The 11,751-nt window shown below is 52.2% G+C and carries 9 protein-coding genes and 2 pseudogenes; 4 read left to right on the top strand and 7 right to left on the bottom strand.

Translation table 11 applies throughout. The features are described from left to right. The first annotated feature begins 15 nt into the window (after window positions 1-15). The gene (locus B4M48_RS04750) at window positions 16-996 is read left to right on the top strand and encodes a LacI family DNA-binding transcriptional regulator (RefSeq protein WP_071668173.1); all 981 of its coding nucleotides are present in this window, start codon (window positions 16-18) and stop codon (window positions 994-996) included. A 6-nt stretch (window positions 997-1,002) separates the two neighbouring features. Here B4M48_RS04750 and B4M48_RS04745 read toward each other — a convergent pair whose 3' ends face one another. Further along, complete coding sequence (locus B4M48_RS04745) at window positions 1,003-1,803, bottom strand: sugar phosphate isomerase/epimerase family protein (RefSeq protein WP_233496277.1); 801 nt, start codon at window positions 1,801-1,803, stop codon at window positions 1,003-1,005. A gap of 435 nt (window positions 1,804-2,238) precedes the next feature. After that, window positions 2,239-3,123 (bottom strand): annotated as a pseudogene (locus tag B4M48_RS04740) (LysR family transcriptional regulator). A gap of 102 nt (window positions 3,124-3,225) precedes the next feature. Between B4M48_RS04740 and B4M48_RS04735 the strand changes: the two are divergent. The 3 genes and pseudogenes from B4M48_RS04735 to B4M48_RS04725 form a co-directional block, all read left to right on the top strand. Continuing rightward, the gene (locus B4M48_RS04735) at window positions 3,226-4,320 is read left to right on the top strand and encodes an NADH:flavin oxidoreductase (protein ID WP_288656119.1); all 1,095 of its coding nucleotides are present in this window, start codon (window positions 3,226-3,228) and stop codon (window positions 4,318-4,320) included. A gap of 433 nt (window positions 4,321-4,753) precedes the next feature. After that, entirely contained in the window at window positions 4,754-5,332 is a 579-nt protein-coding gene (locus tag B4M48_RS04730; protein ID WP_071668176.1) for a DUF4142 domain-containing protein, read from the top strand. 157 nt (window positions 5,333-5,489) lie between these two features. Continuing rightward, window positions 5,490-5,741 (top strand): annotated as a pseudogene (locus B4M48_RS04725) (hypothetical protein); the annotation flags it as partial. Window positions 5,742-5,872: 131 nt separating this feature from the next. Here the strand turns inward: B4M48_RS04725 and B4M48_RS04720 are convergent. From B4M48_RS04720 to B4M48_RS04700, 5 genes are read right to left on the bottom strand one after another with little or no spacing between them, the layout of a single operon-like run. After that, window positions 5,873-6,481, bottom strand: coding sequence for a KpsF/GutQ family sugar-phosphate isomerase (locus B4M48_RS04720; protein WP_071668178.1), 609 nt, complete (start codon window positions 6,479-6,481; stop codon window positions 5,873-5,875). After that, entirely contained in the window at window positions 6,478-8,118 is a 1,641-nt protein-coding gene (locus B4M48_RS04715; RefSeq protein WP_288656116.1) for an FGGY-family carbohydrate kinase, read from the bottom strand. The genes B4M48_RS04720 and B4M48_RS04715 overlap by 4 nt, the downstream gene beginning before the upstream one ends. A gap of 29 nt (window positions 8,119-8,147) precedes the next feature. Further along, window positions 8,148-9,101: an ABC transporter permease gene (locus tag B4M48_RS04710; protein ID WP_288656113.1), complete on the bottom strand. Its 954-nt coding sequence runs from the start codon at window positions 9,099-9,101 to the stop codon at window positions 8,148-8,150. Between the two features lies 1 nt (window position 9,102). After that, window positions 9,103-10,092 (bottom strand): ABC transporter permease, encoded by a 990-nt coding sequence (locus B4M48_RS04705; RefSeq protein ID WP_071668181.1) that lies wholly within the window; start codon window positions 10,090-10,092, stop codon window positions 9,103-9,105. After that, the gene (locus tag B4M48_RS04700; protein WP_071668182.1) at window positions 10,085-11,605 is read right to left on the bottom strand and encodes a sugar ABC transporter ATP-binding protein; all 1,521 of its coding nucleotides are present in this window, start codon (window positions 11,603-11,605) and stop codon (window positions 10,085-10,087) included. The genes B4M48_RS04705 and B4M48_RS04700 overlap by 8 nt, the downstream gene beginning before the upstream one ends. Between the last annotated feature and the right edge of the window lie 146 nt (window positions 11,606-11,751).

Below are 11,751 nucleotides of genomic sequence, written 5' to 3'. Positions count from 1 at the left end.
GGTCCGGATCCTTCCATGTCCATTCAAAAAATCGCCCGTCTGGCGGGTGTTTCCGTTGCAACGGTGTCACGCGTATTAAACAACAGCGATACGGTTAAAGACGCCAACCGCGAAAAAGTGCTTCAGGCCATCAAAGCGAGTAATTATCAGCCTAACCTGCTGGCACGCCAGTTGCGCACCGCGCGCAGCTCAATGATTCTGGTTATGGTGTCCGACATTTCGAATCCGTTTTGTGCCGAGGTGGTCAAAGGCATCGAAGAAGAGGCAGAGAAGAACGGTTACCGCATTCTTCTGTGCAATTCCGGTTCGGACATTGAGCGCTCCCGTTCCAGCCTGCAGCTGCTGTCGGGGAAAATGGTTGACGGTATCATTACCATGGACGCTTTTAGCAAGCTGCCGGAGCTGAGCCATCTGATTGCTGATACGCCCTGGGTTCAGTGCGCAGAGTATGCTGATGCCGGTGACATATCCTGCGTCGGCATTAACGACAGCGAGGCATCACAGCAGGTGGTGGGTTATCTGGCGGATCAGGGTCGCAGACGTATAGCCCTGATAAATCACGATCTCAGCTATAAATATGCGCGCCTGCGCCAGCAGGGATATCTGTCTCAACTGGACGAGCACAATCTGGACTGGCAGGGCATCAGCTATGCCAGTGAACTGAGTTTCAGTGCAGGCAGGCAGGCAATGATGACTCTGCTTGCCGCTGATGAGATCCCTGATGCGGTATTTGCGGTATCAGACACGCTGGCAGCGGGTGCAATGGCGGCAATACAGGCCTCTGGTTATAGCGTGCCCGGTGACATAGCGGTAGCCGGGTTTGACGGCACTGAGCTGGCGGAGATGATCTCGCCGCCGCTGACCACGCTGGCACAGCCCTCGAGGGATATTGGCCGTGAAGCTTTCAGGCTGATTCAGCAGAAGATAGACCAGCCTGACTCCGCGGCGCAACGCGTCATTCTGCAGGGCCACCTGATTAAGCGAGCCAGCGCATAAACAATCTTAATGCGGCTGTTTTTGCAGTGCGGCCCGGAGGTTACGCAGTGACGTGCTGATAATGCTCCACGCGTCTTTTGGTTTGTCATGCTCAATGATAAACCACTTTACGCCGCTGTTTTTGGCTGCAGGCAGAATGGCTGACCAGTCCAGTAATCCCTCACCCAAGGGCGCAAAGTTCATTTCATCGTCCCGGATGCCGATTGAGGCATTGTCTTTAGCGTGAATGGCATAAACCCGTCCCGGATAGGCTTTGAGAAAACGAAGCGGATCCTGACCACCGCGCGATACCCAGGCTGCGTCCATCTCAAGTTTGAGATTATCCGGTGAAGAGTGATTCAGGATAATTTCCAGTGCCGTTACACCCCCATATTTTTTCATTTCAAAGTTATGATTGTGGTAAGCAAGTTGCAGGCGATCATGGCGCAGTTTTGCTCCCATCGCATCCAGACGTCTGGCAAAGTCGATCCAGCCCTGAGAACTGTCAGGACGATCCTGCGGCTCAATCCATGGGACAACGATAGTGCTATTGCCAACTGATTTATTAAAGGCGACCGTTTCGGCGTAATTTGTTTCCAGTGCTGAAAGCTGCACGTGCGCTGAGGTAACGGTAAGATCGTTCTTTTTCAGCAGGGAGCTTAACTGTTTAGCGCTGAGGTCGTGCGTTCCGACTATTTCTACGTGCTTAAACCCGGCATCATGCGCCATGGCAAATTGTTTTTCTGCCGGACCGGCATTGCGCAGGGTATACATCTGCAGAGCGATACTGTCATCCACATTCACTGCCAAAGCAGCAGTGGAAGTCATTGCTGTTGAAGCCAGAAGGCAGGTGCTAAAGACTAAGTGACGAAGCATAATTTTTCCCGTTTCCAAAAAGTAATCGATTACAAAAGTAACGCAAAAAGTAATCGATTACTTTTGGAGTGCGCAACGGATACAAAAATTTGTGACTGAACTCATATCTTAAAGCAGGGTGGTTCTGGAAATTTGCGGCAGCGTGATTTTCCGGTATTTAAAATTGCGCGTCATCACATCATTCTTATCCAGATTTTTCGGAGAATGGCAGGCCTTCCATCCATGTTCCTGAATCCACAGAATCTGAACAGGCCTTTCGGGGCCTGGTTATCTGGCAGAGCATTGCGTCTGCCTGCTCAGAAATAGTTCGATAGTGTGCCGCTGTACACCTGTATAACAGGCTCTATTTTACCTTCAGGCACTCTTTCGCCGCTAATCCTGTTAGCTTCAGGATGATAACCCGCTCAGTGAAACTTTTAATGCTTCAAGAAAAAGAGTTACGCGGCAGGGAAGATAGCGTTTAGTTGGCAATAGTGCCCAAATTGCCAGCATGTGTGGCTCTGCATCTTTCAGCGGTATTTCGATAAGCTCGCCTTTCGCCAGCTCCTGCTCAACATCAACTTTTGTCAGCTGAGCAATTCCGGCCCCTGCTTTACACATTGATCGTACACCCTCAACGCTATTACAGGTGAATCGTGGGTCAAAAACATAATTTATGGTTGCGGTATTCTGTATAAACGTCCATTGCGCCACCATTGCCGTTTTGAGACACCAGTGATCAGAAAGGTCTGCCAGAATTACAGGCTGGCCATATTACGAAATATATTCTGGTGATGCACAAAGGATACGCGGGTTATTACTGAGTTTATGTGCAATCAGATTGGAATCTTTGAGTGGTGCCACTCTTATCGCTACGTCATAACCTTGCCCTACAATATCAACCACGTCATCGCTAAGGTTGAGATCGATTTTCAATTTTGGATTTTTTTTCATCAATTCCGGAAGCAGGGGCAGAATGTTGCGCCGGCCAATACCTGACGGAGCCGACATCTTTAGCAAGCCTGATGCCCCGGCAATTTCATTATTGAACATGACCCGGGCGCTTTGTTCCGCCTCGGTGATAGTTCTGGCGTAGGGAAGAAACTCTTCACCTTCACTGGTTAGCGACACAGCACGGGTTGTGCGCTGAAACAGCCGTACGCCCAGATCCTTTTCAAGCTGAGCAAGGTGCCGGGAAACGGTCATTGCGCTCATGCCCAGTCTTCGCGCAGCCCGGCTCAGGTTACAGGTTTCAGCAAGAACGATGAATAATTCAATATGCTTTACATTCATTATATCTGATTCCGTTATACAGTGATGCTTTAAGTCGCGTTTATATTCTCCTTCAGTCTCTATTATAATGGCATTCATTATAATTAACTGAGAGTATTTTCCATGCCACATACTTCACTGTTCGATACTGCTTCTATTGGAAATGTCATATTTAAAAACCGGATTATGGTCGCTCCCATGACGCGTATTTCCGCTTCGGAAAGCGGTGTGCCGGGAGAAAAGATGCTGAATTACTACACCCGGTTTGCGCGCGGTGGATTTGGCGCCCTGATTACTGAGGGTATCTATATCGATACGGCATGGTCGCAGACCTATGCGTTTCAGCCGGGCATAGTTAATGATGAGCAGATATCAGGCTGGAAACAGATTGTCAGGCATTCTCATAACGCCGGTGCGCGCATTATTGCTCAGCTGATCCATGCTGGCGCGCTGTCTCAGCACAATATTTATCGCCCTGGTACCGCGGCGCCTTCAGCCATAAAACCTAAAGGTCAGCAGCTGGAGTTCTATCATGGTTCTGGTGAGTACGGCATACCTGAGGCACTGGGTGAACAGCAGATTCAGGCAATTATCACCAGTTTTGCTGATAGCGCCGGGCGGGCCGTGAGCAAGGCCGGATTCGATGGAGTGGAGATTCATGCGGCTAATGGTTATCTGCTTGACCAGTTCCTGACAGATTATACCAATGCGCGCAGCGATGAATGGGGTGGGACACTCGAAAATCGTCTGGCTATTACGCTAAGCGTTATCCGCGCGGTGCGCAAAGAAATCGGTACGGATAGCGTGCTGGGCGTCAGAATTTCGCAGGGAAAAGTAAATGATTTTCATCATAAATGGAAAGAGGGTGAGAGCGGAGCCAGAACAATTTTTACTCTGCTTGCCGCAGCCGGCGTCGATTACATTCATATAACTGAATACAAATCGTGGTTGCCTGCGTTTGAAGATGGTCAGAGAAGTCTTGTTGAAATTGCGCGGGAAGCGGCTCCGGATACTGTGATTATCGCTAATGGCGGCCTTGATGATGGTAAGCTGGCAGAACAACTGCTCGGTATGGGCGCTGATTTTGTTGCTATCGGTAAGGCTGCGCTGGCTAATCCTGACTGGCCTCACAAAGTTGAGAGCAATTTACCGCTTGAGAGTCTGCCTGAGGATATTCTTTCGCCAGTTGCGGACATAAAGGTAAAAGAACAGATCTGATATTCAATCTGCGCAGGTGATATCAGAAGATAAATAGTGGATGACGGAACAAAGAAAACTATCGGTTTTTTTGAGATGCATGGCATCTTTACGCGTCCGTGAGCAGGTTGCCCCTGCTGAATGAGTAAACGTTCTGTCTGAAAAGTCCGGGTCTTATTACCAGGGAGGCCCGGACTGATATAAAACCTGCCTGTTCAGTTGATTAATATAAAATATCTTCATTGTATTTTTTAACACGAGCTGGTTTTTTTGCGGCTCGCTTTAAATGATCTTATCGTGACCTGTCTCCAATAGATTGCGCGGAATTTAGCGCGGTAAAATCCCCTCTCTTTATCACTGTCTATACTGATTAATGCACTTCTGATTTCCCTGCATGGCTGCGTGCGGTTAATAGCCAGACGTCAGCTACCTCATCGATATTCCGGAGAACAATATGCATAAGAATAAAACGTTGAAAACAGTACTGGTTCTGTCAGCAGTTGTCGCCATGTTCAGCACAGCTGGCGTATATGCTCAGACGCCAGCCAGCACCGTGCAGGATGGTGCTGCAGGCCAGAGCGCAGCGGGCGGCAAACTGAGCGCCAGCGATGAAAAAGCGCTGAAGGATATGGCGCAGGCCAATATCAATGAAGTCGCTGCCGGCAAAATTGCGCTGACGAAAGCGGAAAGCAGCGAAGTGAAGGCCTATGCACAAAAAATGGTAGACGATCACAGCGCTGCGCTGACCAAAGTTCAGACGGTCGCCGGGCAAAAAGGCGTAACGCTGCCGACTGAACCGGATGCGAAGCACAAAACGATGGCCGCTCAGCTGGAAAAACAGAGCGGTGCCGCATTTGACAAGATGTATATGACTAACGCCGGCACGAAAGATCACAAGATGGTGCTGTCGACCCTGCAGAGTGACGCCAAAATGATTAAGGATCCCGATGTCAAAGCACTGGCTGACGCACACACGCCGGTTGTTGAAGAGCATCTGAAGTCTGCCGAACAGATGTCACAAGCCGGTAAATAACTATCTTGCGCGCTCCCGCAACCTGCGTTGATGGCGTTGCGGAAAAAAGCGCTGATGAGTGTCAGTTATGAAGAGCAGGCGCGGCGCTTATTCGTTAAGTCGCCGCCTGATATCCGCCTGGCTGCAGTCCCATGCTGACACTCACCTGCAGGCTATTGTGTTCACCATCTTTATTGGCCTGATTCTCTCATCGGCTTTCTCTGCGCTGGTGGTTTACGCTCAGGAAATTGAACCGGGTCGTGCAGGGAGGGTCACCGGGCTCATGTTTGGCGTCAACGGGCTCGCCGCCGCCGGTCCTGGCAAGATGGCAGATATATACGGCATTGAGTGGGTTTATGGCCTGTGTGCTTTCCTGCCGCTGCTGGGCTGTTTATGCCGGATAAAAAGCGCAGCCGATAATACCCTATAAGCGAGATTGCTGAAAAAGGGACAAACCGGGCTATTACCCGGTTTTATCGTTGGTATAACCGCTCGCACGCGGCATATCTACTGGCGGGTATGGCTGACGGACCAGATGAGATAAAACAATTAACGTCCTGTTCACACATCCTGTTCGCGCAACGTTTTACCAACATTGCCACCCGGATGAACGTTCAGCAGCCGCTTCTGATCGAAGCCGTTACGCAGCATAATGTTGCCGCACAGCGCATCAAACACCGCCAGCACCAGCACAATAGAGGTAGTGGCTAACATATTAAGCGGGTCGATTTCACGCTGGATATGTGTTTTAACCACCAGCGTGGCGGCGCGGGCAATGGCTGAGTCCGGGTTCTCCGTCACGCTAATAATCGTCACGCCTTTGGTTTTAAGCGTCGGTAGCAGGCGCGTCAGTTCTTCAGAGTTGCCGCCTCGCGATATCAGGATCATCAGGTCGTTGCTGCGCATGAAGCCCAGATCGCCATGGGCCGCATCGGTAGCGCTGAGATACACTGCCGGCTGCTCGACGCATGCCAGCATGTGGGCGATTTTTCGGGCGGCGATGCCCGAGGTGCCAACGCCCGTCACGGCAATTTTTCCCTTGCAGCCGGTGATCAGCATCAGCAGCTGCTGCCAGGTCGCGGCATTGAGATGAAGCTGCAGCGCCAGTAACTCCTGACTGTAGGTCTGCCAGCCCTGACACGCCAGGGCAAATTCTTCATCCGCATTCATTGCGTTTCCCCCTGCATCAGATGCCGGTATTTCATACTGTCATGATACATCTCATGGAAGACGCGATACTTACGATCGTAATACTCTTTGATTTTGTTTGTCTGTGGCGTGATGGTCTTACCAATGCGGCTCATGGCAGCCATCGCTTCTGGCAACGATTCATAAGCGCCCGCCGCGACGGTGCCCATCATTGCGCTGCCAAGCAGCATCGCTTCACTCTCTTCCGGCAACAGCATCGCGCAGCCCGTCGCATTGGAATGCTCCTGCACAAAGATTGGGTTTTTGATGCCGCCACCACACGCCATCATAGTATCAATGCAGTAACCATTCTGGTTCATGGTTTCAATAATGTGGCGAGTGCCGAGCGCCAGCGCCTGAATGGTGGCGAGGTAATGCAGCGCCATGTCTTCCGGCGTACGTGATAATTTCAGGCCCGTCAGCGTGCCAGTCAGCGTCGGGTTGGCGCGCGGTGAGCGATTGCCGTGAAAATAGGGCAGCATATGAATGTCTTTAGTCAGAAACGCAATATTCTCTGATTCGCCCGCCATGCTGCGCAGAATGCCGTTGAGAACCTCATAGATGTTTTTACCGCTGTCTTTACCCTGTTTAAGCAGATCCTGATAGCAGGGATGCGACTGAATCACATGATCAATCAACGCGCCGGTAGTGGATTGTCCGCCTTCATTCAACCAGTAATCCGGCAGAATTGCCGAATAATACGGCCCCCAGATGCCGCCGATATAGCGCGCGCTACGCGACATCGCCATATGCGCCGTAGATGTGCCGCCAATGAGTGCGATGCGGTTGTCAAAATCCGCTGATTCGCCGGATACACCAATGGCGCCAAGAATGCCAAGACTGCCTGCGTGAGCATCAATAATCGAGACGCTGACTGCGGTACCCGCTATCAGTCCCATCTCTGCGGCAGCGCGCTGTGTCAGCCCATGCCCCAGCGGCTCACCCATAGCTTTCACTTCGCTGCCGATTTTTGATGCGTTGTTTTCCAGCAAATCGTCCAGACCGATCTGACGAAAATAGCCGGGATCCCAGCGGTCTTCGTGACCGATATATGTCCATTTGCAGACGGTGGAACATAACGAGCGCGTGGGGTCCTGCGTGGCGCGCCAGGTAAGAAAATCAGGCAGGTCGAACAGATGTCCGACGTTGCTCCAGGTGGTCGGCATGTGCTGTTTTAGCCAGAGCAGTTTGGGTGTCTGCATCTCCGGAGAGATAATCCCGCCGACAAACTCCAGTACGCGATGGCCGGTGGCATTGATGCGTTCTGCCTGAGTGATGGCGCGATGATCCATCCATACAATAATATTTTGTTCACTGCGTCCTGATGGGCTGACAGTCAGGGGATTGCCCTCTTTATCCAGCACCACCAGCGAGCAGGTCGCGTCAAAACCGATGCCTTTCACCTGAATCGGGTTAATATCCGCCTGACTGACTACGTCTCTTACCGCGTTACAAACGGCCTGCCAGATCTCGTCGGAAGATTGCTCAACAAAATCGGCTTTCGGGCGGTATAATGTGATCTCACGGCTGGCCTGACCGAGCATACGACCACTCATATCGAAAACCCCTGCGCGGGCGCTGCCGGTTCCTACGTCTACGCCGATAAAATAACTCGCCATGTTCTTTCCTTTTTTTAGAAAGCTTTCGCTTATGATTTTCTGTTTTGCAGAGCGATAAACAGGATCAGAACGCATCCCCACAGCGCCATGGTCAGGTAACTGCTGACGCCCATCAGATTCAGGCCGCTCTCCAGCATTTGCAGAACGATTAGCGCCAGCATCAGCCCGAGGACCCGGCCAAAACCGCCGTCAGGGTTAATTCCGCCGAGCACAGAGGCCAGAATGGTCACCAGTAAATAGGCATCGCCGTAACCCGCTTTCGCCGAGTTAAATTTGGACATCATCAGCAGTGCTGCACCCCATCCGAGCAGCGCCGAAAGCACGTACACTGCGATGGTGACTTTGTGCGTATTAACACCGCTAAAGCGCGTAGCCTGTTCATTGGAGCCCATCAGATACAGGCTGCGACCCAGCGTGGTATGTTCCAGCAGGACCCACAGCAGCAGTGCTACCAGCAGGAATAACAGCAGCGCAACCGGAATGCCCATCAGGCTACCGTTACTGAGATACTGAATGGCCGCTGGAAAACCGGAAAGCACTGTGCCGTTGGTCAGCAGAATATTCAGCCCGGCGATAAGTGTCATAGTACCGAGCGTCGCCAGAATTGGCGAAACGCCGATATATGCGATCAGCGCACCATTGAGCACGCCAATGACTACCGCTACGGCCAGTCCGGCGAGCATCGCCAGTGCGAAATAGTGCGGCTGGTCAGGGTGGGCCACCAGAATGGCCGCCATCACCAGCGAACAGGCATTGGCACCGGCAATGATCGAAAGGTTGATACCGCCGGTAAGCATGGTAATGCCCATCCCCAGCGCCAGCATGCCCAGAATCGGTAACTGTGAAGCGATTGACTGGAAATTGCCGACGCTGTAGAAGCTGCCGCCCAGCGTAAACGAAAACAGTACGGCAACGGCTACGATAATCAGTAACTGCAAACGAATGATGCGGTCGCCGGGGAAGAGTCGGTTTATGGTTGTCATGTCACATTCCCTTTGCCAGTTTGCGTTTTTCATTCCAGGCGGTGCTGCTGATGCTGACCAGAATGATTACGCCGCTGAATACCTGATGCCAGTAAGCTGAAATGCTGAGTAAGGTCAAACCATTCTGCAGGAAGGCCAGCAGCATCACGCCCAGAATGGTGCCGGTCAGCGAACCACGCCCGCCGGTCATGCTGGTACCGCCTAAAACTACAGCGGCAAGGACCGTCAGCTCATAACCGAGCAGGGAGTTAGGCGCGACTGACTGAGTGATTTGCGCCTGCACCACGGCAGCAATTCCCGCCAGCAAACCCATAAAACCGTAGACGTAGAAATGCAGCCGCAAAATATTCAGACCAAGACGCGAAGCAGCATCACGATTGCTGCCCATAGCGTAAATCTGGCGACCCACGCGGGTCCGGTTCATCAGTACCCCGGTGGCGATGATCACCCCCAGCAGGCTGAGAAGCGGCAGAGTGAGGCCATAGTCGTAGCCGTCGGCGGCGGTAAAGGAGAACCAGTTAATGCCGTTCATAAACCAGTCGGGGAAACCGTACAGCCAGGTGCCGTTAGTGAGATACACCAGCAAACCGTAGAACAGGTTCAGTGTGGCGATGGTGATGATGATGGCCGGCACGCGCAGCCAGTAAACCAGAAAACCGTTGACCAGCCCAAGTAGCAAACCGGTACCCATCGACAGAGCAAATGCCAGTGGGAAGCTGCCACCGTGATGGATGATGTAACTCGCCATAACGTATTGGCCGATGGAGGTTACGGCCGGGAAGGAGATGTCGATACCTCCGGCGATCAGCACCACAAACAGACCGCAGGCCAGAATGCCGAGAATGGCGTAGCTGGTGGCAACGTCCGTCAGGTTCCCCAGCGTCATAAATTCGCTGGTGCGGACGCTCAGACCAATCACCAACAGCAGAACCAGTAATCCCAGCCAGAATTCGTGCTGTGAAAACAGTTTCGAGAGCGATTTATTACCCATTAATCACCTCCGCAATCTGCGCTTCGCTGCTCTGATACGGCGCAAATTCCGCTACCAGTTTACCTTTGCGCATTACCAGCACGCGATGGCTGTTGTAATACGCTTCCGGGATCTCATCGCAAATCATCAGCACCGCCATGCCGGACTCCGCCAGATCGCGTGCGATGCGGTAAATTCCCTCTTTATTGGCAATATCCACACCGACCGTCGGCGAATCGAGGATCAGGATACGTGGCCGCGTCGCCACCCATTTGGCGATGGCGATACGCTGTGCATTACCGCCGGAAAGCGTCTTCACGGGCAAACTGCTGTCCGAAACTTTAATGTTCAGATCGCGGATCAGCTCTTTTACTACCAGGGCGGCTTTGTGATGATCCATCAATCCTGCGCGGGTATGCAGCTTGTCGAAAATGGATACCAGCGTGTTATCGTAAATGGATTGCTCCATTATCAGCCCCTGCGTCAAACGGTCTTCTGACACATAGGCAATACCGTGCCGGATAGCATCGCGGTTAGAGTGGAATTTCACCGTATTACCGTTGATGCGGATCTCGCCGCTGTCTGGTTGACTCATGCCAAACAGACTCAGGCAGAGTTCCGTACGCCCTGAACCGAGCAGACCAACAATCGATGCGATCTCGCCCTGGCGCAGCGACAGCGAGATATCATGATACTGACCCTTGCGGCTCAGATGGCTGATCTCCAGTAACGGCGTAACTTCGGCAGGTGCCCGGTGCGGCAGGTGGCTGTAGGTAAAGCGCTGACCGGTCATCAGGAACGCCAGCTCGTTGCTGTCGAGTTCGCTCGCCGGCCAGGTGCCGACCAGTTTGCCGTCGCGCATCACGCTGATACGGTCGGCCACTTCCATTACTTCATCCAGACGGTGGCTGACAAACACCACGCAGATACCGGCGGCTTTCAGCTCACTTACTACCCGCAGCAGGCCATTGACCTCAGTGCGGGTCAGTGATGCCGTGGGTTCATCCATGATCACCAGCGTGGCATCAGCGGCGATGGCGCGGCATATTGCCACTAACTGGCGGTCGGCGATTGAAAGCTTTTCTACTTTACGATCCGGATCCAGAGAAACGCCGACCCGTTGCATCGCCGCCACAGCCTTTTTGCGCATTGACTCACGATGTACCCAAAAATCACCGCCCGGAAGATAACGATTAATGGCAATATTTTCGGCTACCGACAGATTTGGGAAGAGAGACAGATCCTGATAAATAACCTGAATACCGTACCAGGAAGAGAGCTGCGGCGTCAGGGTATGAAATAGTTTTCCATCCAGCGTAATCGCCGCGCCTTTTTCCGGCTGATAGACGCCGGAAATAACTTTAATTATCGTGCTTTTGCCACAGCCATTCTGACCGGCCAGACAATGCACTTCGCCTTTATTGAGCGTCAGGCTGACATTATCCAGTGCTAATACGCCGGGAAACTTTTTACTAATTTTCTCAAGGCTGATAAAGGCTTCAGCAGGGGCAGGGGGCGTGTTGAGCGTATCCATCACAGATCCTTAAGCATTCCGGTTATATTCGGGCTGGGGCTTTGGCTGCACTTACTCCTGCGGATCACTGACGAATGTGATCGCAGGAATTCATGCACACCCAATCCGGGTTATACAGGATATAGGTTTTCAATCTCTCAGTAGAA

The organism is Pantoea sp. UBA6567, assembly GCF_002434165.1.
GTDB lineage: Bacteria > Pseudomonadota > Gammaproteobacteria > Enterobacterales > Enterobacteriaceae > Pantoea > Pantoea eucrina.
Note: the sequence above shows the minus strand (reverse complement) of the source record. Positions and strands in the feature narration are given on the sequence as shown.